This window comes from Neisseria sp. P0014.S002 (genome assembly GCF_051958295.1).
Lineage (GTDB): Bacteria > Pseudomonadota > Gammaproteobacteria > Burkholderiales > Neisseriaceae > Neisseria > Neisseria flavescens_B.
The window spans coordinates 269,254-290,105 of sequence record NZ_JBQCVO010000002.1; the positions used below are offsets into that span (position 1 = coordinate 269,254).

The 20,852-nt window shown below is 53.9% G+C and carries 22 protein-coding genes and 2 tRNA genes; 10 read left to right on the forward strand and 14 right to left on the reverse strand.

Features of this window, described 5'->3' with window-relative positions:
• Positions 1-140 precede the first annotated feature (140 nt).
• The 4 genes from thiE to ACTHSX_RS03535 are packed head-to-tail and all read left to right on the forward strand — an operon-like array spanning position 141 to position 2,190.
• Entirely contained in the window at positions 141-758 is a 618-nt protein-coding gene (gene thiE, locus ACTHSX_RS03520) for a thiamine phosphate synthase (RefSeq protein WP_070765585.1), read from the forward strand.
• Between the two features lie 42 nt (positions 759-800).
• Entirely contained in the window at positions 801-995 is a 195-nt protein-coding gene (gene thiS / locus ACTHSX_RS03525; RefSeq protein ID WP_114926035.1) for a sulfur carrier protein ThiS, read from the forward strand.
• A gap of 58 nt (positions 996-1,053) precedes the next feature.
• On the forward strand, positions 1,054-1,347 hold the full coding sequence (locus tag ACTHSX_RS03530; protein WP_440376823.1) for a YciI family protein: 294 nt from the start codon (positions 1,054-1,056) through the stop codon (positions 1,345-1,347).
• Positions 1,348-1,401: 54 nt separating this feature from the next.
• The gene (locus tag ACTHSX_RS03535) at positions 1,402-2,190 is read left to right on the forward strand and encodes a thiazole synthase (protein WP_440376824.1); all 789 of its coding nucleotides are present in this window, start codon (positions 1,402-1,404) and stop codon (positions 2,188-2,190) included.
• Positions 2,191-2,262: 72 nt separating this feature from the next.
• On the opposite strand, the gene ACTHSX_RS03540 is transcribed toward ACTHSX_RS03535, so the two are convergent.
• From ACTHSX_RS03540 to ACTHSX_RS03580, 9 genes are all read right to left on the reverse strand, one after another.
• The gene (locus ACTHSX_RS03540; RefSeq protein ID WP_440376825.1) at positions 2,263-3,030 is read right to left on the reverse strand and encodes a uracil-DNA glycosylase family protein; all 768 of its coding nucleotides are present in this window, start codon (positions 3,028-3,030) and stop codon (positions 2,263-2,265) included.
• Entirely contained in the window at positions 3,024-3,467 is a 444-nt protein-coding gene (gene rimI / locus ACTHSX_RS03545; RefSeq protein ID WP_063076802.1) for a ribosomal protein S18-alanine N-acetyltransferase, read from the reverse strand. Before rimI ends, ACTHSX_RS03540 begins: the two co-directional genes overlap by 7 nt.
• Positions 3,464-4,138, reverse strand: coding sequence for a tRNA (adenosine(37)-N6)-threonylcarbamoyltransferase complex dimerization subunit type 1 TsaB (gene tsaB / locus ACTHSX_RS03550; protein ID WP_063076803.1), 675 nt, complete (start codon positions 4,136-4,138; stop codon positions 3,464-3,466). Before tsaB ends, rimI begins: the two co-directional genes overlap by 4 nt.
• A 162-nt stretch (positions 4,139-4,300) precedes the next feature.
• Positions 4,301-4,975, reverse strand: a complete 675-nt coding sequence (locus ACTHSX_RS03555; protein ID WP_440376826.1) for a glutathione S-transferase family protein — start codon at positions 4,973-4,975, stop codon at positions 4,301-4,303.
• A gap of 8 nt (positions 4,976-4,983) precedes the next feature.
• Complete coding sequence (locus tag ACTHSX_RS03560) at positions 4,984-5,379, reverse strand: hypothetical protein (protein ID WP_063076805.1); 396 nt, start codon at positions 5,377-5,379, stop codon at positions 4,984-4,986.
• Positions 5,380-6,546 carry a beta-ketoacyl-ACP synthase III gene (locus ACTHSX_RS03565; RefSeq protein WP_063076806.1) on the reverse strand — a complete coding sequence of 389 codons (1,167 nt, stop codon included), beginning with the start codon at positions 6,544-6,546 and terminating at the stop codon, positions 5,380-5,382. It lies immediately after the preceding gene.
• Between the two features lie 19 nt (positions 6,547-6,565).
• A complete protein-coding gene (locus tag ACTHSX_RS03570) occupies positions 6,566-6,811 on the reverse strand; it encodes a GNAT family N-acetyltransferase (RefSeq protein ID WP_063076807.1) in 246 nt (81 codons plus the stop codon).
• Positions 6,812-6,845: 34 nt separating this feature from the next.
• Complete coding sequence (locus ACTHSX_RS03575) at positions 6,846-7,754, reverse strand: dialkylrecorsinol condensing enzyme (RefSeq protein WP_440376827.1); 909 nt, start codon at positions 7,752-7,754, stop codon at positions 6,846-6,848.
• Positions 7,755-8,062: 308 nt separating this feature from the next.
• Positions 8,063-8,138: transfer RNA gene (locus ACTHSX_RS03580), tRNA-Phe, on the reverse strand.
• Between the two features lie 204 nt (positions 8,139-8,342).
• Here ACTHSX_RS03580 and ACTHSX_RS03585 point away from each other — a divergent pair.
• Complete coding sequence (locus ACTHSX_RS03585) at positions 8,343-8,903, forward strand: hypothetical protein (RefSeq protein WP_440376828.1); 561 nt, start codon at positions 8,343-8,345, stop codon at positions 8,901-8,903.
• Between the two features lie 47 nt (positions 8,904-8,950).
• Here the strand turns inward: ACTHSX_RS03585 and coaD are convergent, their stop codons facing one another.
• The 3 genes from coaD to ACTHSX_RS03600 all read right to left on the reverse strand — a co-directional run bounded on the left by coaD (position 8,951) and on the right by ACTHSX_RS03600 (position 10,697).
• The gene (gene coaD / locus ACTHSX_RS03590; RefSeq protein ID WP_283121346.1) at positions 8,951-9,463 is read right to left on the reverse strand and encodes a pantetheine-phosphate adenylyltransferase; all 513 of its coding nucleotides are present in this window, start codon (positions 9,461-9,463) and stop codon (positions 8,951-8,953) included.
• A 107-nt stretch (positions 9,464-9,570) separates the two neighbouring features.
• Positions 9,571-10,257: a Bax inhibitor-1 family protein gene (locus tag ACTHSX_RS03595; RefSeq protein WP_440376829.1), complete on the reverse strand. Its 687-nt coding sequence runs from the start codon at positions 10,255-10,257 to the stop codon at positions 9,571-9,573.
• 164 nt (positions 10,258-10,421) lie between these two features.
• Complete coding sequence (locus ACTHSX_RS03600) at positions 10,422-10,697, reverse strand: oxidative damage protection protein (protein ID WP_003682648.1); 276 nt, start codon at positions 10,695-10,697, stop codon at positions 10,422-10,424.
• Positions 10,698-10,826: 129 nt separating this feature from the next.
• Between ACTHSX_RS03600 and glnE the strand changes: the two genes are divergently transcribed.
• The 5 genes from glnE to ACTHSX_RS03625 all read left to right on the forward strand — a co-directional run bounded on the left by glnE (position 10,827) and on the right by ACTHSX_RS03625 (position 18,474).
• The gene (glnE, locus tag ACTHSX_RS03605) at positions 10,827-13,511 is read left to right on the forward strand and encodes a bifunctional [glutamate--ammonia ligase]-adenylyl-L-tyrosine phosphorylase/[glutamate--ammonia-ligase] adenylyltransferase (protein WP_440376830.1); all 2,685 of its coding nucleotides are present in this window, start codon (positions 10,827-10,829) and stop codon (positions 13,509-13,511) included.
• Positions 13,512-13,771: 260 nt separating this feature from the next.
• The gene (locus ACTHSX_RS03610) at positions 13,772-14,866 is read left to right on the forward strand and encodes an FAD-dependent oxidoreductase (protein WP_440376831.1); all 1,095 of its coding nucleotides are present in this window, start codon (positions 13,772-13,774) and stop codon (positions 14,864-14,866) included.
• Between the two features lie 168 nt (positions 14,867-15,034).
• Positions 15,035-17,098, forward strand: a complete 2,064-nt coding sequence (gene glyS, locus ACTHSX_RS03615) for a glycine--tRNA ligase subunit beta (protein WP_440376832.1) — start codon at positions 15,035-15,037, stop codon at positions 17,096-17,098.
• A 161-nt stretch (positions 17,099-17,259) separates the two neighbouring features.
• Complete coding sequence (gene apbC / locus ACTHSX_RS03620) at positions 17,260-18,339, forward strand: iron-sulfur cluster carrier protein ApbC (protein ID WP_070591815.1); 1,080 nt, start codon at positions 17,260-17,262, stop codon at positions 18,337-18,339.
• 59 nt (positions 18,340-18,398) lie between these two features.
• A tRNA-Lys gene (locus tag ACTHSX_RS03625) sits at positions 18,399-18,474 on the forward strand.
• A gap of 191 nt (positions 18,475-18,665) precedes the next feature.
• Here ACTHSX_RS03625 and ACTHSX_RS03630 read toward each other — a convergent pair.
• Positions 18,666-19,919 (reverse strand): ABC transporter permease, encoded by a 1,254-nt coding sequence (locus ACTHSX_RS03630; protein WP_440376833.1) that lies wholly within the window; start codon positions 19,917-19,919, stop codon positions 18,666-18,668.
• Positions 19,916-20,830 carry an ABC transporter ATP-binding protein gene (locus tag ACTHSX_RS03635; protein WP_342031280.1) on the reverse strand — a complete coding sequence of 305 codons (915 nt, stop codon included), beginning with the start codon at positions 20,828-20,830 and terminating at the stop codon, positions 19,916-19,918. Before ACTHSX_RS03635 ends, ACTHSX_RS03630 begins: the two co-directional genes overlap by 4 nt.
• Positions 20,831-20,852: the final 22 nt, after the last annotated feature.

Genomic DNA, 20,852 nt, shown 5'->3' on the forward strand with positions numbered 1-20,852 from the left:
CATCAGTATGTTCATATTTTTATAAAGCCAAAGCCGAATAGGGCAATATTCATTTTTTCAATCAGGCCGTCTGAAAACAAATATTATTCAGACGGCCTTTTCTGATAATATAACAACGAATTATTCCTTTCGGAGCCGTTATGACCTTCCCGCCACTCAAATCCCCGCTAAAATTTTACGCCGTCGTTCCCACTGCTGACTGGGTCGAGCGCATGGTCAAAGCAGGTGCCGACACGGTGCAACTGCGCTGTAAAATCCTGCATGGCGACGAGTTGAAACGCGAAATCGAACGTTGCGTCGTAGCCTGTCAAAACAGTGCAACCCAGCTTTTCATCAACGACCACTGGCGCGAAGCGATTGCCGCAGGTGCATACGGCGTGCATCTCGGGCAGGAAGACATGGACACTGCCGACCTAGCCGCGATTGAAGCTGCCGGTTTGCGCTTGGGCTTGAGTACGCACTCTGTTGCCGAACTCGATCGCGCCTTGTCCGTACAACCTAGCTACGTCGCCAGCGGCGCGATTTTTCCGACCACGACCAAACAAATGCCCACCGCCCCGCAAGGCTTGGAGAAACTGCGCGAATATGTGAAACAGGCTCGCGGCATACCCGTCGTCGCCATCGGCGGCATCGATTTGAACAACGCTGAAGATGTACTTGCCACCGGCGTTTCCTCCCTCGCCGTCGTCCGCGCCGTTACCGAAGCGGAAAATCCCGAAGCAGTGGTTAAAGCGTTTCAGGCTTTGTGGAATGAATAAGGCCGTCTGAAAATAAGAAGTCCGATAAGAGGAGCAAACATCATGAAGATTATATTAAACAATGAAGCCATCACATTAAACGGCACAACTGTTGCCGACCTTATCGCCCAAACCGCGCCGCAAAAACCGTTTGCCGTTGCCGTCAATACCCAGTTTGTCTCCAAAGGTGCGTATGCGGAAACGGTTTTAAACGAAAACGACAAAGTGGACATTGTGCGCCCCGTAGTCGGCGGATAAGCGGTTTTACTGCGCGTATAGCTGCGCTATTGGTTTAATGCTGAGAAAAGGAAAAGAAATGTTTATCGTATCGTTGGAATATATTAAAGACTTGGCTGTGGTTGAAACCTACCTGTCCGAGCATATTGCGTATCTCGAACGGTATTATCAAGCAGGTGTATTTGTGATGTCTGGCCGCAAACAGCCGCGGACGGGCGGCGTTATCCTGATGAAAGCATCAGGCAGGGAGCAGGTGGAAAAGTTAATTGCAGAAGACCCGTTTCACCGAGAAGGTGTAGCGAAATACACAATTACCGAGTTTATTCCGACCAAGGTCGCCGAAGGACTTGAAAACTATTTGGAAACTATCTGAACCGATTTTTCAGAAGGCTATTGCCCCAAAAATAATATTACAAAGGAATCCATCATGTTTACCCTATACGGAGAAACTTTCCCTTCACGGCTGCTGCTCGGTACGGCTGCTTATCCGACGCCGGAAATACTCAAGCAGTCTGTCCAAATCGCGCAACCGGCAATGATTACCGTTTCGTTGCGTCGTGCCGGCAGCGGCGGCGAAGCGCACGGGCAGGGTTTTTGGTCGTTGTTGGAAGAAATGGGCGTGCCTGTGTTGCCCAATACCGCAGGCTGTCAAAGCGTTCAGGAAGCCGTGACCACTGCGCAAATGGCGCGTGAAGTGTTTGATACCGATTGGATCAAGCTCGAACTTATCGGCGATGATGACACGTTGCAGCCGGATGTGTTCCAGCTCGTCGAAGCGGCAGAAATCCTGATTAAAGACGGCTTCAAAGTGCTGCCTTATTGCACCGAGGATTTGATTGCCTGTCGCCGACTGCTCGACGCAGGCTGTCAGGCGTTGATGCCGTGGGCGGCGCCGATTGGCACAGGTTTGGGCGCAGTTCATGCTTATGCGTTGAAAGTTCTGCGCGAACGCCTGCCCGACACGCCGCTGATTATCGACGCAGGCTTGGGTTTGCCTTCGCAGGCGGCGCAAGTGATGGAATGGGGTTTTGACGGCGTGCTGCTGAATACCGCCGTTTCCCGCAGCGGAGATCCGGTCAATATGGCACGCGCTTTTGCGCTTGCGGTCGAGTCGGGCCGTATGGCTTATGAGGCGGAACCTGTGGAGGCGCGTGAGAAAGCGCGCGCCAGTACGCCGACGGTGGGTCAGCCTTTTTGGCATTCGGCGGAATATTGAAAAACGTCAGGGCGTGTCGAACACGCCCTTTTTTGTTGGTGAAAAAACCTGATTTCAGCTTGAACAGAATGTTCAGACGGCCTTGGCCAAAAGCTGTTTCAACGGCTTTAAGATTTGCCATGCCTGCGCTTTGAGTTGCGGCTGCATCAGCAGGCGGGCAGGGTGGGGAATGACAAAATGCGGCCGCTCTGCGCACAATTCGTTCATCAACCCGATCATGTCGGGGCTATCAAAGATTTTGCCGAGGAACAATACTGCGCGCGCTTGCGAAGCGGTCAGCTCGTTTTGCATTTCGGCAAGCTCGGAGCGGATGTGTTCGGCATCGGGCAGGGCGGTGAATACGGGCGCGGTTTTGACCCATGCGGTTTTGTGCGCCTGCTCGGGCTTGAGGCCGATGGCGGCGAGGATGTTGTCGAGAAGCGTGCCGACGTCGCCGCTAAACAGCGTACCGTGCAGGCTGTCTTCGGTGGACGGGCAAATGCTGACCACCATGATTTCAGACGGCCTGATGGTTACGTCAAGGCGTGGCAGATTGTCTGAATACGTGGCTTTTTCTGTTTTTGCCGGTGCTTCGGCAATGGCTTTGGGTGCCGCTTCGGGAACGCGGACTGCCGGTTTGGCCGTTTGCGCAGTGGCAATGGCGGCTGTGCGTGCCTGATGGGCGCCTGCGGATAAAGTGCGCACGGCTTGCGCGGTATCGGCAGCAATGGTTTTGGGGCGGACGGGCGCGGCTGATGGTGCGGCTTGAGGCGCGGCATGGATGATTTTGGCGTTTTGGTTCAGCCACATCGGGCCCAAGCCCAAGGCTTCGTGCAGGTGCAGGTAGCGGCTGCTTAACATGATTTCTCCATCAATACGGCATCTTCGCTGCCACCGTCGGGCAGGATGTAGTAGTTTTTGCGGCGGCCGCAGATTTGGAAGCCGTGTTTGCGGTAGAGCTGTTGCGCGGTTTCATTGCTTGCGCGGACTTCGAGCAGCAATCGGCTTGCACCTTGCTGTTGCACCGTGTTTTGCCAGTGTTGCAACAGGACGGACGCAATGCCTTGGCGGCGGTATTCGGGCGCGACGGCAATCAGGTGCAGCTCGGATTCGTCAAATACGGTTTGCCATACGATAAAGCCGGTAATTTGGTGGTCTGCCTGGCTGACCCAAACGCTGTCGGGATGGTGTTGAACGGCTGATTCAAACTGCTGCACCGTCCACGACGAAGGATTGCCTTGTGCGTCGATGGCGGCAAGGGTGGGGCAGTCAGCAAGTACGGCTGGGCGCAGGTTCACGGTTTGGCCTTTTGTTGGGCTTGCTCTTGTGCGGTCAGGGCAATTTTGTTGCGGACGTAGAGCAGCTCGGCATGCGCCGCGTCAGTATCAAGATAGCGGCCGCTGCGGGCAAGTTTAAGATAGTCGGCGGCGGTCGGCATATCGGCCTGACCGTCAAAAGGCGGTTTGTCGGCGAGAGCAAAGGCATTGCCGATGCCGCCGGTAGGCGTTTTGCCTTCTGGCGCGGCAATGGCGGTGGCTTTGCCAACCGTGTAATCGCTCAAGCGGACGTGGTTTTGTGTATCAAACCATGCGTAGAACACTTCGCCCATGCGCGCATCGGTGGCCGCCAGTACGCAGCTTGATGGTGGCAGCAGCGAAGCGGTGGCATCGAGGCAGGGAATGCCGATCATGGGCGTGTCAAACGGTGTGGCCAAACCTTGTGCAACCGCCGCGCCGATACGCAGGCCGGTAAATGCGCCGGGGCCTTGTGCATAAATGATGCAGCCCAAATAGGCAGCCGTGATGCCTGCTTCTTTGAAGAGGCGTTCGATTTGCGGCAGGATTTGTTCGGATTGCTTGGTGCCGACGTTTTCGTGAAACAGGCGGATTTCGCCTTGATGTTCCAATGCGATGGACAGAAAGGATGTGCTGGTGTCGATGGCAAGAGTCGGGCGGTTGTCGGTTGGCATGGTGTTATTTTTTAGAAGGATATGGGTTGCCATTATAGTGGAACGGCGAGGGGGAACAAAGCATTCGGGCGGCGTATTGGTAAAAACACCGTTTACCGCAAAGCGATTTGATAAGTGAACTAAGGTTTCAGGCCGTCTGAAAATATTTCAGACGGCCTTGTTTTATTGGTCGAGTTTCAATAAAGGCGAACCTGCTTTTTCAACGGCGCGGCGGTAGGCTTCATGCGCTTCGATGCGCTGCAAATAGGCTCGGATATTGGGGTGGTCGGCAAAATTGAAGCGGTCGGCCGCGGCTTGCAGCGGATAGCTCATCATGATGTCGGCACCGCTGAGGCTGTTGCCGACCAACCATTCGCGGTTTTCCAACTCGCTGTTGATGTGGGCAAGATGCAGCGCGGCTTGCGGATGGATAAAGCTGCTTTTGACGCTGCCGCTGATTTTGCGGGCAATCGGTTTGACGAAAAACGGCATGGACGCGCTTTCAATCCGGCGGAACACTAGCCCGAGCAGTAATAACGGCATCAGAGAACCTTCGGCGTAATGCAGCCAGCGTTGATATTGCCAGTATTCGCGGCTGCAGCGTTCGGGCATCAGACGGCCGTTGTCGTAGGTTTGAATCAGATAGTCAGTAATCGCGCCGCTTTCCGCCAAGATAAAGCCGTCATCATCCAATAAAGGCGATTTACCCAAGGGATGGATGGCTTTGAGTTCGTCAGGGGCGAGCAAAGTGTCGGGATGGCGGCGGTAGGTTTGCAGGCGGTAGGGCGTACCGAGGATTTCAAGCAGCCAAACAATGCGCAGGGCGCGGGATTGGTCGAGCGAATGCAGGGTAATCATGAGGGGCTTTAAATATTGGTTTGTTTGAGGCCGTCTATGCTGATTTGGCAGGCATCGGCGTATTTTTGCAGGGTTTTAGCCGGTAGTTTGGCGAACACTTCGGGGCGGAAATGCCGGCGAAGCTGCCATTTCCATACGCCTGCCGCCATGGCTAAGCCGGTTTCATCATAACGGCAGCGGAACATATGGTAGTACAGCGGCGAATATTCGCCTTTTTCGACGGCTTTGCGCGCGGCCTGCGTTTGGGCATCGAGTTCGCACACTGCCATTTCGGTGGCGTAGGCTTCGTCCTGCCAACCGTTGCTGGTGGCCGCTTCGTAGTGGCCGTCGCGGGTGCCGTAGATGACTTTGCGGTGGCCGTGGTAGCTGGCGCTGTTATCTTGAGGGATGTCGTCAATCTTCATTCAGACAGCCTTTACTGCTTCCAAAAGCATGAAACATGTTGAAAAACGGCCGCTTTCCGGAACGTAACACAGGATTTTTTGTCCGTGTTCAATGGGAAAGGTGCGCAAAAATTCTTCAAGGATGATGTAAATCGAGGCCGAACCCGTGTTGCCCTTGCTGTGCAGATTGGTAAACCATTTTTCCTGCGGAATGTCGAAGCCGATGTTTTTCAGGCCGTCTGAAAGGCGGTCGCGGAAAAAGCCGGAAGAGTAGTGGGGCAGGAACCAATCGATTTTTTCGGCGCGGATGCCGTGTTTGGCGGCGATTTGGGAGAGGGGTTTTTCCACTGTATAGCGGACGATGTTTTCGTTCAGCAGTTTGACGTCCTGCTTGACCGCCATCAGGCTGTGGCGGCGGCCGTAATCGGCGTCGGCGTGTTTCCAGCCTTCAAATACGCCGTCGCGGAATTCCGCACCGGCATACATGCAGGGTGGCATTTCGTTGGCGTAGGAAAGCAGGTCTATCCAATGGATTTTCAGGCTGAGGCCGTCTGAATTGGGACGGTCGGACAGATACACCGCGCCTGCGCCGTCAGACAGCATCCAGCGCAAAAAGTCTTTTTCAAACCCGATTTCGGGGGAAGCGTTTTCCAGTTTTTTATGGTCGGTTTCACTTCGAAACACTTCGCCGCGCATGACCGCCGAGGCGTTTTCGGAAGCAACGGAAACCGCATGTGCGTGTTCGCCGGTACGCACGGCGTTGTAAGCGTGTTTCATCGCCGCCATACCTGCCGCGCATACGCCTGCCATGCTGAACACTTCGCAAGGCGGCATATCCAGCAAACCATGCACCATCACGCCGTGTCCGGGCATGGTTTGGTCGGGATAGGAAGTGGCGCAGGCCAGGCTGCCGATGGCTTCTGCTGGAACGCCTTGGGCAAACAGACCGTTGACCGCTTCGGCAGCCAATTCGGCATTGGTGTGCGTCGTGCGGCGGCTTTCGGGATCGATGGCGTAATGGCGCGACAAAATGCCGTTGGAACGCAAAATCATACGGCGCACGCGTGAAGGCACATCGCCTGCCATGCCGAGGACGGCTTCCATTTCGTCATTGCCGATGGGGGCGTTGGGCAAGAAGGCAGAAACGCGGTTGAGATAAACGTCTTTGAGTGTGTTATTCGATGTCATGATGTGTTTGTCAAAATAATCAACCGATAAACTGCGCCGCGTAGTCGCAGCTTGCAGTCAACGGGATGTGGTGTGTTTCGGCGTATTCCATCAACGCGTCCACCAGTAGTTTGGCAATGCCGCGATGACGGAAGTTGGGCGAGACCTCGGTATGGTTTACGTCCCAGCCGCCGTTGTGTTCGATATAGCTGATGTAGCCTGCTTCCAAACCGTCAATATCGATTTGAAAGCGACGGCGTTCTGGGTAGTGGATAACTTCGGGCATGATGGATTCCTAGTTTGAGGCCGTCTGAAACGTATTATCTGCCTGACGGTTGTCCATAATAGTCCGCCAGCTTTTTCAGACGGCCTTTGAGCAGCGGATGCAGCAGTTTTTTCAAAATCACGCTGACGGGTAAAACCACCAAAATCATCGCCAATAAAAAAACGATGTAGAAGCACAGCAGCGCACGGCGCAAGAGCGGAGAAATACGGCCTGCCGCCATCAAAAGCTTGCCCCAGACGAAGAAGCTGCGGCCGGCGGCGCGTTCGCTGAAAATCAGTTTTTCGTTAACTGCCACCGCGCCCATGTTTTGAAACAGGGTTTCGTCCAAAGGTTGTTGGTTTAACAGTGTATCGCGCAATTTCGTACCAAACCGCGCCGCATCCGCCAATTCTTCTTCAGCAATGCCGGCAGAGGGTAGGGAGCGGAAATAGCGCTTGTCGCCGGTCAGCATCCATGCGGGCGTGGTAATGAAACTTGCCGCGCTGTTGCAGGCATCGATTTTTACGATGTTGCCGATGAGTTTGGCTCCGTTTTGTTTCAGCAAAGATTTCATTTTTTCCTGCGCGCCCAGCCACATATTGCGGCAGCCGATAAGCGTGATCACCGGTTTGCCGTCCAGCAGCCGGCGCGTTTCTTCGCGTTGCAAAAAGGCGGTCATCGGTTGCGAAGGAGAGAGGAACCAAACGGTGTAGGCAATGACCACCACATCGTAATCTTCGGATGGGATTTGCGGCGGCAGAATCGGGGCGGGTTTTAAATGGACGGTTTCAGGAAAGGTATCGAAAAAACGCCAAAACGGCCACGGAAACGGAAATGCCCGCTCCGGTACGATATTGACGCAATCGACCTGTACGCCGGCTGTTTGCAACGGCGCGGCAAAATTTCGCGCCAGGCTCGAGAGCTGTCCCGTTTGCGAGTAATGCACAATCAGCACTTTTTTCATTATCTTCCCTGCAATGAGTAAGTTATGGTTGGTTTGGACGGTATTATATAGTAAACCGACCTACCTTGAACTTTATTCATATTCAGTATGTCTGCGAAAGTTTCAGCCGATTTGGATGGAAGCACCGTATTCTGTCGGAATGGGGCGGTGAAGCGGATTTTTATGCCATGCCAACATGAACAACGGCCGTCTGAAATTTTTCAGACGGCCTTGTGTGGAAATCGGGACGCATGGTCTGGAACAGGATTTGCGCTAAGTATGGCGTGCAAATCGTATAGATAAAAAAATAACCGCTTCAAGGCGGCTGGTGGTGGCCAGAGGCGGAATCGAACCGCCGACACACGGATTTTCAATCCGTTGCTCTACCAACTGAGCTATCTGGCCATCGCGTGTTTCGTTGCGAGATGTGAATTAAACCAAATTTCGTTGCCTCGTGCAAGCCTTTGTAGGCTTTATTTTTGAAGCGGTAAATTAAGATTTTGTTTTGTATTGAATTATTTTTCGTTTTAATTGGCAGTTTTTAGGTTTGCCGGTTTGATTTTCAGACGGCCTAAGATACAATCGGCTTTTTTGCTTTGGATTTATGCCATGCTGTATGTGTTTGTTCGTGATATGTGGGATGTTTTGCGTTTGCGCTATCGTTCGCCGGAGACGTATTTGTATTCGCCTTTGGTGATGGTGGCGGTGTTGCTGCTGTTGGGTGTGGTAAACGCGGCCAGCATGTCGCCTTTGTTTGGCAGTGGCGCGGCGGCGGTGTGCCTGTCGGTGATTTTGGTGATTGTGAAATGGTTGGTGTTGAGCCGCTCGATGCGCAAGGTGCTGCATTATTACGGTGCGCCCCGGCTGCCTTTGTGGGGCTTTATTTTGGTGTCTGAGGCTTTGCTGCTGCCTCTGTTGCTGGTGTTGTATGTGCCGGCGTTGGCTGCGTTTGCGCTGTTGTGGCAGGCTTGGGTGTTTGTGGTGCAGGTACGCGGTTTGATGTGGATGGGGAATGCGACGGTAGGCCGTGTTTTGGTGGGCTATCTGTTGTATGGTATCGGTGTGCTGTGCGTGGGTACGGTGATTTTGATGCTGTTTATTGCCGCCGGTTGGTTGGACATGGAAATGTTGAATCAAAACCTGCAGGCGTTGATGTCTGCCCGTAAATAATCAATGGAAATTGGAAGGCCGTCTGAAATGTTCAGACGGCCTTTGTTTTATGGATTTGTTTCGTGGTCTTGCAGGATTTTTTGAAAGACGGGGTCGGGGAGGTAGCGGCCTATCATGTCGCGCCAGCCTTGTGGACCGACCAAGCCTTTGACCATGGTGGAGGACACTTCGGCTATTTCGCGCGGCGGCATCAGGAAGACGGTGGAGATTTCGGGGGCGATGTCGCTGTTGATGTAGCGCATCGAGCGTTCGTATTCGTAGTCGGCGGCGGAACGGATGCCGCGGACGATGAAATTGGCGTTGGCTTCGCGGGCGTAATCGACCAAAAAGCGGTTTTCAAACACGCTGATGCGGACGTTGGGGAACGGGTGGGTAATGGCATCGAGCATGGCGCGGCGTTCTTCTATGGTGTAGGTGTTGCGCTTTTCTGGATTGGTACCGATGGCGACGATGAGTTCGTCAAAGAGGGATTGGGCTTCCTGTATCATCCACAGGTGGCCGAGAGTGGGAGGGTCGAAGCTGCCTGCGTACACGGCACGGCGCGGAGTGGTCGTGGTCATTTTGGGTTGGGAATGGGGTTTGTGTGGCGTTCAGGATAGGGGAGTTTGCCGGTGATGTCAAAAATCAAAAAGGCCGTCTGAAATTTCAGACGGCCTTTGCGGCTTTATCAGTCGTCACCACTAATAGAGATGAGGATTCTCAAGAGGCTGCTGAAAATATTGTAGATGGAGATGAAGATGGTCAGTGCCGCGCTGATGTGGCTGTCTTCACCGCCGTCGATAACGGTACGCACCTGCCACATAATCATCAGGGAACTGAAGACAACGAAGCCGGCCGCGATGGTCAGGCTCAGGGCTGGGATGTTGAGGAAGATGTTGGCCACAACGGCAATCATGAGTACGATCGCACCGGCACCGAGGAAGCTGCCGAGTTTGTTCATGTTCATTGTGGTGCGGCGTGCCATGGCGGACATGGTGAAGAATACACCGGCGGTCATGGCGGCGGCCGTACCGACGATTTGCGCGCCGTTGTTAATCGCCAGGGCGTATTGCAACATAGGGCTGATGGCAAGGCCCATGCCGAAAGTGAAGATCATCAACAGGGCTACGCCGACGTTGCTGTAACGGTTTTTCTCAATCAGGAAGGTCATGCCGTAGAAGAAGCCGAAGAAGGCGGCCAGGGCAACATAGTATGAACCGAACATGGTGAAAATGTTAAAGCCTGTTTTGGCGGAAAAGAACGCGCCGGCAATGGCAGGAATGAAAGACAGGCCGAGCAGGCGGTAGGTTTTTTGCAGGACGGTATTTTTGGCAACCGAGCCTTGCGAGGTATAGTCGTAAACGTCGTTTTGCATGGCGTTTGCTCCAGTGTGGATTGAAAATGAATGAAATTTGGATTTTAACAGAGAATCAGGGGTTTGTATGATTTATCTGTTCTATTTGCCTAATATGCGGGGCAATCGGGAATTTTAAAGGCCGTTTGAAAATCGGGTTTCAGACGGCCTTGGCTTTTCAATGCTTATTTAGGCTCTTGCGGAACATAGCCTTGTACGGCATCTGCGCCGTCGCCGAAGAAGTATTGTTCCATCTGCTGAGCGAGGTATTCGCGTGCGCGCGGATCGGCAAGGCTCAAGCGGTTTTCGTTAATCAGCATGGTTTGGTGACGAGTCCAAGCCATCCATGCTTCTTGGGAAACGTTTTCAAAAATGCGTTTGCCCAATTCGTTGGGCAGCGGCGGAAATTTCATGCCTTCGGCTTCTTTGCCGAGTTTGACGCAGTGAACCATACGGGTCATGGCGGTTTCCTTATGTGGGGGTTGTAAAGGTTGGTATTTTAGCCGATTGCACGGATAGGGGAAAGCGTGGGTTTCAGACGGCCTGAAACCTTGCTATGATGGTCTTTTCTGTTTATTCAGGCAAAGATTATGAACTGCCTCGATACTGCCCGCCGTTATTCCCTTTTTCTCGCCCGCCAGCTCGACAACGGCAAACTCAAGCCCGAAATTTTCCTGCCCATGTTGGACAAGGTGTTGACCGAAGCTGATTTTCAAGCTTTTGCCGATTGGGACAAAATCCGTGCGGAAGAAAATGAGGAAGAATTAGCGCGGCAGTTGCGCGAGTTGCGTCGTTATGTCGTGTCGCAGATTATCGTGCGCGATATCAACCGCATCAGCGATTTGAACGAAGTAACCCGCACGATTACGCTGTTTGCCGATTTTGCCGTCAATACCGCGTTGGACTTTTCCTACGCCTATTATCAGGATATGTACGGCACGCCGATCGGACGTTATACGAAATCGCCGCAGCATTTGAGCGTGGTGGCGATGGGCAAAGCAGGCGGCTATGAGTTGAACGTGTCTTCCGACATCGATTTGATTTTCGTCTATCCCGAATCGGGCGACACCGACGGCAGGCGCGAACGGGGCAATCAGGAGTTTTTCACCAAAGTCGGGCAGAAACTGATTGCGCTGCTGAACGACATTACCGCCGACGGGCAGGTGTTCCGCGTCGATATGCGGCTGCGGCCGGACGGCGATTCCGGTGCGCTGGTATTGAGCGAAACCGCGCTGGAGCAATATTTAATTACGCAGGGTCGCGAATGGGAACGCTATGCATGGTGCAAAGGCCGTGTGGTCACGCCGTATCCGAACGACATCAAAGCGCTAGTGCGCCCCTTTGTGTTCCGCAAATATCTGGATTACAGCGCGTATGAAGCAATGCGCAACCTGCACCGCCAAATCCGCAGCGAAGTCAGCAAAAAAGGCATGGCGGACAACATCAAACTCGGCGCAGGCGGCATCCGCGAAGTTGAGTTTATCGCCCAGATTTTTCAGATGATACGCGGCGGCCAAATGCGCACGCTGCAACTGAAAGGCACGCAGGAAACGCTGATGAAACTTGCCGAATTGGGCATCATGCCGTCTGAAAACGTCGAAACCCTGCTTGCCGCCTACCGCTTCCTGCGCGACGTCGAACACCGCCTGCAATACTGGGACGACCAGCAAACCCAAACCCTACCCTCCTCGCCCGAACAGCAACAACTGCTCGCCGAAAGCATGGGTTTCGACAGCTACGCCGCCTTTTCAGACGACCTCAACGCCCACCGCACCAAGGTCAATCAGTTGTTCAACGAAATTTTGAGCGAACCCGAAGAGCAAACGCAGGACAACAGCGAATGGCAATGGGCATGGCAAGACAAGCCCGACGAAGAAGAACGGCAAGGTCGTCTGAAAGAACACGGGTTCGATGCCGAAACCATCGCCCCAAGGCTCGACCAAATCCGGCACGGCCATAAATACCGCCATCTCTCCGCACACGCCCAGCCGCGTTTCGACGCCATTGTGCCGCTGTTTGTACAGGCGGCGGCAGAGCAAAGCAACCCGACCGATACGCTGATGCGGCTGTTTGACTTCCTCGAAAACATCAGCCGCCGCTCCGCCTATCTCGCCTTTCTCAACGAACATCCGCAAACCTTGTCGCAACTGGCGCAGATTATGAGCCAAAGCTCATGGGTGGCGGCATATCTGAGCAAATATCCGATTCTGCTGGACGAACTCATCAGCGCGCAGCTTTTAGATACCGCGTTCGACTGGCAAGCCCTTGCCGCCGCCCTTTCAGACGACCTCAAAGCCTGCGGTGGCGACACCGAAGCGCAAATGGACACCCTGCGCCGCTTCCAACACGCCCAAGTCTTCCGCCTCGCCGTCCAAGACCTCGCCGGACTGTGGACGGTAGAATCCCTCTCCGACCAACTATCCGCCCTCGCCGACACCATCCTCGCCGCCGCCCTGCCGTGCGCGTGGGCGGACATGCCCAAAAAACACCGCGACACCCCGCAATTCGCCATCGTCGGTTACGGCAAACTCGGCGGCAAAGAACTCGGCTACGCCTCCGACCTCGACCTCGTCTATCTCTACGACGATCCCCATCCCGACGCAGGCGACGTGTACAGCCGCCTCGCCCGCCGCCTGACCAACTGGCTTTCCGCCGCCACCGGCGCAGGCAGCCTCTACGAAACCGACCTGCGCCTGCGCCCCAACGGCGACGCCGGCTTCCTCGCCCACAGCATCGCCGCCTTCGAAAAATACCAGCGCGAAAACGCCTGGACATGGGAACACCAGTCCCTCACCCGCGCCCGCTTCATCTGCGGCACACCCGAAATTCAGACGGCCTTCGACCGCATCCGCACCGAAATCCTCACCGCCGAACGCGATCAAACCGCCTTGGCAGGCGAAATCATCGAAATGCGCGAAAAAATGTTCCCCACCCATCCGCCTGCCGACAGCAACGTAAAATACGCACGCGGCGGCGTGGTTGACGTCGAATTTATCGTCCAATACCTCATCCTTGCCCATGCCCGAAAATATCCGCAACTCCTCGACAACTACGGCAACATCGCCCTCTTAAACATCGCCGCCGACTGCGGCCTCATCGACAAAACCCTCGCCGAACAAAGCCGCACTGCCTACCGCTTCTACCGCCAGCAGCAACACAACACCAAACTGCGCGATGCCAAAAAAACCGAAGTGACGGAAGAATTGCTGACCCATTACGGCAATGTGCGAAAACTGTGGCAGGAAGTATTCGGAGCAGAAGTGAAGTTCGGATAAGCAGGTGGGCGTATTTAACACGTCAACATAATTTGATTTGCCGCCGTAACACACTCACTTCAAATAGTAGGTTTTATGTAAGGAAGATATTTTTATAAAAGCTGATTGGCAGCTTGAAGGAAGATTTTTGTTTACGTATTACTGATTCAGCCCGAACATGATCTGCAAAAACTGTTCTCATTTTGTGTCGATATTGTGATAAAGCAAAACAAGTTCTAAAATATGCAGTTCATTTTCATATTAAAAACAAGGAGAAACTAATGTCTAAGATTGCTGTACTCGGCGGCGGTCTGTCGGGCCGTCTGATGGCGTTCCAGCTGGCAGATCAGGGCATTTCGGTCGAGTTGTTTGAGAAAGGTGAACGCAACGGCGAACAAGCCGCTGCTTATGTTGCTGCGGCCATGTTGGCGCCGTCTGCCGAAGCGGTGGAGGCAACGCCCGAAGTCATTCGTTTGGGCAAACAAAGTATTGCGCTTTGGCGCGCGATTGTCGGCCGTCTGAATACGCCGGTGATGATGCAGGAAAATGGCAGCCTGATTGTTTGGCACACGCAGGACAAGCCGCTTTCTGCCGAGTTTGCCCGTCATTTGAAGCGCGGCGGCGTGGCGGAACATGAAACCATACGTTGGAACGCGGATGAAATCGCAGCAAACGAGCCGCAACTGGCCGGGCGGTTTTCAGACGGCCTGTATCTGCCGACAGAAGGGCAGTTGGACGGACGGCAGGTATTGAATGCGCTTGCCGATGCTTTGGAGTCGATGAATGTGGCGTGCCATTGGTCGTGCAAACGCGAAGTCGAAGATTTGGCGGCGCAATATGATTGGGTCATCGACTGCCGTGGTTATGGTGCAAAGAGCGCGTGGAACAGGCCGTCTGAAAGCGTTTTACGCGGCATTCGCGGCGAAGTGGCACGCGTTTACGCACCCGAAATCGAGCTGTCCCGCCCCGTGCGCCTGCTGCATCCGCGCTATCCTTTGTATATTGCGCCGAAGGAAAACCATATTTTTGTGATTGGTGCGACCCAAATTGAAAGTGAAAGCCAAGCGCCGGCAAGCGTGCGTTCCGGTTTGGAACTTTTGTCCGCGCTGTATGCCGTGCATCCGGCATTTGGCGAGGCAAACCTTTTGGAACTGGCCACTGGCTTGCGCCCGACTTTAAACCACCACAATCCCGAAATCCGCTTCAACCGCGAACGCCGCCTGATTGAAGTCAACGGCCTGTTCCGCCACGGCTTTATGATTTCCCCGGCCGTTACCGGCGCGGCCGTGCGTTTGGCCAGTGCGCTGTTTGCCGGAAGCGACATTCCCGAATACGACGAAACCAGCGGTTTGCCGTATATCCGTGCCGCAAATTGAAGCCGTTGTGGGCGAAGTTGCTTGAAAATCAGGCAAATTGTTTGTGAAAGACAGCCACAGGCCGTCTGAAAATGATAAAATCGCCGTCAATTCAATTAACCTTGCGTCTGAAAACCGCATGATGCCGTATTCAGACGCCAAACCAATTTCCTATTTAACGATAAGCACATGACAACCCAAACCCTTTTAATCGAACTTCTCACTGAAGAACTCCCGCCAAAAGCCCTCAATAATCTGGGCAACCATTTTGCCGCTTCCGTTGCCGAAGGCTTGGAAAAAGCGCAACTGATTGACGGTGCAGCCGAATACACTACCTACGCTTCTCCGCGCCGTTTGGCAGTTCAAGTCAAAAACGTGAAAGCCGTTCAAGCCGATCAAAAAATCGTGAAAAAAGGCCCGGCCGTGGCGAATGCCATAAAAGACGGTGCGCCGACTAAGGCTTTGGAAGGTTTTGCGCGCGGTGCGGGTGCGAAAATCGAAGACCTGACCATCATCAACGACGGCAAGCAAGACGTGTACGCCTACGAATACGTCCAAACCGGCAAACCGCTGGGCGAGCTTTTGGAAGACATCATCAATGCCGCAGTGAAAAAACTGCCGATTCCTAAAGTCATGCGTTGGGGCAGCAGCACATTTACCTTCGTGCGCCCTGTACACAGCCTGATCGTGCTGCACGGTGGCGACATCGTAAACGTCAGCGTTTTGGGTCTGCAAAGCGGCAATAAAACCTTGGGACACCGCTTCCTTTCCAGCGGAGAAATCGCCATCGAAAATGCCGACAGCTACGCCGCACAAATGCGCGAGCAAGGCAAAGTGGAAGCATCGTTTGCCGAACGCAAAGCCGCCATTCAGACGGCCTTGAACGAGCAGGCAGGCCGTCTGAACGCGACCGTTGCCGCCGATGAAGCCTTGTTGGACGAAGTGACCGCATTGGTCGAATGGCCTGTGGTATTGGAAGCCAGTTTTGAAGAACACTTCCTTGCCGTGCCCCAAGAATGCTTGATTCTGACCATGCAGCAAAACCAAAAATACTTTCCGCTGCTCGACCAAAACGGCAAACTGATGAACCGCTTCTTGCTGGTGTCCAACCTGCAAACCGAAGACCCGTCACACATCATCCAAGGCAACGAACGTGTTTTGCGCGCGCGCCTGTCTGATGCCGAGTTCTTCTACAAACAAGACCAAAAGGCGACTTTGGAAAGCCGCCTGCCGAAATTGTCCAGCGTGGTTTACCACAATAAAATCGGTTCGCAAGCCGAGCGCATCGAGCGTCTGCAAAGCATTGCCGCTCATATCGCCAAAGCATTGGGCGCGGATGCCGCCGCAGCCGAGCGCGCCGCACGTTTGGCCAAAGCTGACTTGGTAACCGAAATGGTCGGCGAGTTCCCCGAATTGCAAGGCACCATGGGTAAATACTATGCCCGCTTGGATGGAGAAACCGAAGAAATCGCCGAAGCCATCGAACAACACTACCAACCGCGTTTCGCCGGCGACAACCTGCCGAACGGCAAAGTGGCAACTGCCGTTGCTTTGGCCGACAAACTGGAAACCTTGGTCGGCATTTGGGGCATCGGCCTGATTCCGACCGGCGACAAAGATCCATACGCACTGCGCCGCTCTGCATTGGGTATTTTGCGTATGCTGATGCAGTACGGTTTGGACGTAAACGAACTGATTCAGACGACCTTTGACAGCTTCCCGCAAGGTTTGCTCAACGAGAAAACGCCGTCTGAAACCGCCGACTTCATGCAGGCGCGTTTGGCCGTGTTGCTGCAAAACGATTATCCGCAAGACATCGTTGCCGCCGTATTGGCGAAACAGCCGCGCCGTTTGGACGACGTAGTGGCTAAACTGCAGGCCGTTGCCGCGTTCAAACAGCTGCCTGAAGCCGCCGCATTGGCCGCAGCCAACAAACGCGTGCAAAACCTGCTGAAAAAAGCCGATGCCGAGTTGGGCGCGGTTAACGAAAGTCTGCTGCAACAGGACGAAGAAAAAGCCCTGTATGCCGCCGCGCAAGGTTTGCAGCCGAAAATCTCCGCCGCCGTTGCCGAAGGCAATTTCCAAACTGCTTTGTCCGAGCTGGCTTCCGTCAAACCGCAAGTCGACGCATTCTTCGACGGCGTGATGGTGATGGCCGAAGATGCCGCCGTGAAACAAAACCGTTTGAACCTGCTGAGCCGCTTGGCAGAACAAATGAACGCAGTTGCCGACATTGCGCTCTTGAGCGAATAAGGCCGCGTTTTAGTTGACCCTTTTTCAGGCTGCCCGATGTTTCAGGCAGCCTGAAGTTTTTCGGGCGTATCCCTTGCATGGTGTTCAAGGGTATAATTCGGCAGGTTTGTCGCACGACAAATTGCGCACATAAACAATTTCCCACATTCAAGAGGCAGATTATGAATATCCCAGCCATCCGAACCGCACTCGACGCCGTATTGATTCCCCATACAATGCGCACCTTAGGCAGCGAAAAAGCCGTTACACTCCTTGAAGAGCGTTCAGACGGCCTGCATATCGGCCTGAAATTCGCGTTCCCAGTTGCCCATATCGCCGCCGACATTGCCAACGCCCTCCAAGAAGCCGTCATGGCCCATACCGGAGACACGCATATCCACTTAAGTATCGATACCGAAATCGGTACGCACAAAGTCCAACCCGGCGTGGCAACCATCAAAGGCGTGAAAAACATTATTGCCGTTGCATCCGGCAAAGGCGGTGTCGGCAAATCAACGACCACTGCCAACCTTGCTACCGCAATGGCCAGAATGGGCGCGCGCGTCGGCGTACTCGATGCCGACCTGTACGGCCCAAGCCAGCCCACCATGCTCGGCGTACAAGACCGCAAACCCGACCAACAAAACAAAAAACTGATTCCCGTTGAGGCAGAAAGCGGCATTCAAGTAATGTCTATCGGTTTCCTGGTCGATACCGACCAAGCCGTTGTTTGGCGCGGCCCGATGGTCAGTCAAGCCTTGCAACAACTTATGTTCCAAAGCGAGTGGGACAATGTCGATTATCTCTTCATCGACCTGCCGCCGGGTACCGGCGATATCCAATTGACCCTGTCGCAAAAAATCCCCGTGACCGGCTCCGTTGTCGTCACTACGCCGCAAGACATCGCCCTGATTGATGCACGCAAAGCCGTGGATATGTTCAACAAAGTTAATATCCCGATTTTGGGCGTTTTGGAAAACATGTCTGTCCATATTTGCTCCAACTGCGGCCATGCTGAAGCAATCTTTGGCGCAGAAGGCGGTAAAAACTTGGCAGAGCGTTTGAACGTACCGTTGCTCGGCCAGCTTCCGTTGAGCCTGCCTGTACGCGAAGCCATGGACAGCGGCACATCTTCGGCCTTGTTTGAAAATAACCAAACCATCGCCGACATCTACACCGAAGCCGCATTCCAAATCGCGCTGGCCATTGCCGATAAAGGCAAAGACTTCAGCAGTCGCTTCCCAAAAATCGTCGTCGAATAAAAAAGTTTAAAAAAGGTGTTGACAGCTGTGTGACCCGTCTCTATAATGCACAGCTTATCGGGTCGTTAGCTCAGTTGGTAGAGCAGCGGACTTTTAATCCGTTGGTCGAGCGTTCGAATCGCTCACGACCCACCAAATATAAAAACCTGCTTTGAAAAAAGCAGGTTTTTTTACGTTTGGATTTTAGGATTTTGTTGAGCATATTTTGTTATTGAAACAATCCATAGCACATCAAGCATCAGGCCGTCTGAAAGATATTTTCAGACGGCCTGAAGTTTTATAGGAATGGTTTTGAGAAATAAGCTTTCTACCTGGCAGACAAACGTTTAAAACCTAACCTGCGTCTGCAATTGCCTACGATAAACGAATACGGCAGCAGTCAGCGTGGCAAAAGCAAAGGCAGACAATAAAAGCAGATAATGGCCGATTCCGTCCAGTCCGCTGCGGTTGAGCAGCAATTCCTGAAAAGCCTTCAAGCCCCAAGCCATCGGGGAAATCCAAGTGAGTTGCTGCATGGTTTCGGGCATGACGTGGGCGGGCACCATAATGCCGCCGATTGCCGCCATCAGGATAATGCCGCCGCCGCCGAGTACGACGGCGTGTTCGGTAGATTTTGCGCAGACACTGATTAACAGTGCGTAGCCGAGTGCGGCGGCACTGACGGCGGCGGACAGCAGTGCGTAGGGAACAAGGCTGCCGTTGAGTATGAGGGCGGGTACGCCGATTTCGGGCAGCAGGTAGCGGCCGAGCAGCAGCATTCCGACAAACTGAAGCTGGTTAATCAGGAAATAGGGGATGAGTTTGGCGGCAATCAGGCCGGACGCGGAGGCGCGGGCGAGACGCAGACGGGTAATGGTGTTGGTCTGGCGTTCTAATGCCATGACGTTCGACAGCGGTATCATGATGAAAAACATGCCGAAAATCAGCCATGCGGGAACGCTGTGCTGTACGGCATTGGGTTTTTCCACCGTGCCGCTGCCTGCGCTCAGGTAATGCTCTTCCAGCATTTTTTTATCTAAAAAGGTTTGCACGGCGGCGAATTGTTCGTCGTTTTTTTCATCGACTTTTTTCTGGATGTCTTTTCGGATGGCGCGGGGCAGTTTTTTATTGTTGATTTTGATGCCGTCGTTGTTGTCGAAATAGGCGTCCAGCCGCGTTTGGGTGTAGTGCTGCTGCAAAACGCCTTTAACCGCCGCCAGCCACGAAGGCTCGGTATCGGGTGGTACATAGATTTGCAAGGCTTTGTTGTCGGCGATTTTGTCGGAAGCGGCGTTCGGGTTGTACAGCACCAGTTGGAAACGCTTGTCGTGCAGGCCGTTTTGCGCGTCGGTCAGTTTTTCAGACGACATCAGCGTGACATGAATCTGCTCTTTTTCCAGCGCGGCGGCCAGCGCGGTATTGACGCTGTCGTTTGCCGCGCCGACCAGCGCGATGCGGCTGTCGGTGTGCGGATCTTGGTCGCGGCTTAGCGCCAACGACATAATCAGCATGAAGGCGATGGGCATCACAAACAACACTGCCAAACCGTGCAGGTCGCGGCAGAGCAGTTTGAGTTCTTTGAGGAGGGAGGAAGTCGTCATTGTGGATTTTGCTTATCTGTTGCCGGTTCGTCTTTGCGCAGGAAATCAAGGTAAAACGTTTCCAGCGAACCGTGTCCCTGCTGGAAGTAGCGGATTTGCGCGCCACTTTGTTGCAGGGCGGCGTAAACGGCGGCGGCATCGTGTGTCGTTTCCATCATGCCGCGGCTGTCCACTTGCTTTGCACCCAAAGCGGTCAGCGTCTGAGGCGGCAGCGGCGGTTCGACGGTAAAACGCACGACACCGGTTTGCGTGCTTAAAAGCTCGTCCAAACCGCCGTGGTACACCAGTTTGCCGTGTTGCAGCAGCGCGATTTTGCCGCAAAGCTGCTCGATTTCCGACAGATAGTGCGAGGTGTAAACCACCGTTACCCCCTGCCGCGTCAAATCCGCTACGCTGTCGAGGATAAAGCGGCGCGACTGCGGGTCGATGCCGACCGTGATTTCGTCGAGGAACACCAGTTGCGGCGTATTAATCAGGCCGATGGCAAAATTCAGACGACGTTTAAGCCCGCCCGAAAGATGCTTTGCCGCTTTGTTTTTGTGGGCGGTCAGGTCGGTCTGTTCTAGAAGCGCATTCAGACGGCCTTTGTCGCGCACTTTGTAAAGCGAGGCGAAAAACAGCAGGTTGTCCCACACTGAAAGCTGCGGATAAAACGCGAAATCCTGCGGCACCAAACCGATTTTCTGCCGCTCGCTGCGGCTTAACAGGCGCAACGGCTTGCCGTCAAACAAAATTTCGCCCTGCCGTACTTCCTGCAAGCCGGCCAAAAGCGACATCAGCGTCGTTTTCCCCGCACCGTTGTGGCCGAGCAGCCCCAAACATTCGCCGTCGGCAATGTCGAACGATACATTGTCCAGCGCGGCAGTTTCGGCTTTGGGGTAACGGTGGGAGAGGGATTGGATTTGAATCATGGCTTCCAAATTGCCCTTTAAT

Bases quoted from the DNA above. Each gene is read 5' to 3' on its own strand.
- ACTHSX_RS03540 (WP_440376825.1), bottom strand. From the start codon at position 3,030: ATGTTAAGCAGCCGCTACCTGCACCTGCACGAAGCCTTGGGCTTGGGC.
- ACTHSX_RS03555 (WP_440376826.1), bottom strand. From the start codon at position 4,975: ATGATTACCCTGCATTCGCTCGACCAATCCCGCGCCCTGCGCATTGTT.
- coaD (WP_283121346.1), bottom strand. From the start codon at position 9,463: ATGACCACGACCACTCCGCGCCGTGCCGTGTACGCAGGCAGCTTCGAC.
- glnE (WP_440376830.1), top strand. From the start codon at position 10,827: ATGAACTGCCTCGATACTGCCCGCCGTTATTCCCTTTTTCTCGCCCGC.
- thiE (WP_070765585.1), top strand. From the start codon at position 141: ATGACCTTCCCGCCACTCAAATCCCCGCTAAAATTTTACGCCGTCGTT.
- ACTHSX_RS03585 (WP_440376828.1), top strand. From the start codon at position 8,343: ATGCTGTATGTGTTTGTTCGTGATATGTGGGATGTTTTGCGTTTGCGC.
- ACTHSX_RS03595 (WP_440376829.1), bottom strand. From the start codon at position 10,257: ATGCAAAACGACGTTTACGACTATACCTCGCAAGGCTCGGTTGCCAAA.
- thiS (WP_114926035.1), top strand. From the start codon at position 801: ATGAAGATTATATTAAACAATGAAGCCATCACATTAAACGGCACAACT.
- ACTHSX_RS03570 (WP_063076807.1), bottom strand. From the start codon at position 6,811: ATGCCCGAAGTTATCCACTACCCAGAACGCCGTCGCTTTCAAATCGAT.
- ACTHSX_RS03630 (WP_440376833.1), bottom strand. From the start codon at position 19,919: ATGACGACTTCCTCCCTCCTCAAAGAACTCAAACTGCTCTGCCGCGAC.
- tsaB (WP_063076803.1), bottom strand. From the start codon at position 4,138: ATGCCAACCGACAACCGCCCGACTCTTGCCATCGACACCAGCACATCC.
- ACTHSX_RS03600 (WP_003682648.1), bottom strand. From the start codon at position 10,697: ATGACCCGTATGGTTCACTGCGTCAAACTCGGCAAAGAAGCCGAAGGC.
- ACTHSX_RS03560 (WP_063076805.1), bottom strand. From the start codon at position 5,379: ATGAAGATTGACGACATCCCTCAAGATAACAGCGCCAGCTACCACGGC.
- ACTHSX_RS03635 (WP_342031280.1), bottom strand. From the start codon at position 20,830: ATGATTCAAATCCAATCCCTCTCCCACCGTTACCCCAAAGCCGAAACT.
- glyS (WP_440376832.1), top strand. From the start codon at position 15,035: ATGACAACCCAAACCCTTTTAATCGAACTTCTCACTGAAGAACTCCCG.
- ACTHSX_RS03610 (WP_440376831.1), top strand. From the start codon at position 13,772: ATGTCTAAGATTGCTGTACTCGGCGGCGGTCTGTCGGGCCGTCTGATG.
- ACTHSX_RS03565 (WP_063076806.1), bottom strand. From the start codon at position 6,546: ATGACATCGAATAACACACTCAAAGACGTTTATCTCAACCGCGTTTCT.
- ACTHSX_RS03530 (WP_440376823.1), top strand. From the start codon at position 1,054: ATGTTTATCGTATCGTTGGAATATATTAAAGACTTGGCTGTGGTTGAA.
- ACTHSX_RS03535 (WP_440376824.1), top strand. From the start codon at position 1,402: ATGTTTACCCTATACGGAGAAACTTTCCCTTCACGGCTGCTGCTCGGT.
- ACTHSX_RS03575 (WP_440376827.1), bottom strand. From the start codon at position 7,754: ATGAAAAAAGTGCTGATTGTGCATTACTCGCAAACGGGACAGCTCTCG.
- apbC (WP_070591815.1), top strand. From the start codon at position 17,260: ATGAATATCCCAGCCATCCGAACCGCACTCGACGCCGTATTGATTCCC.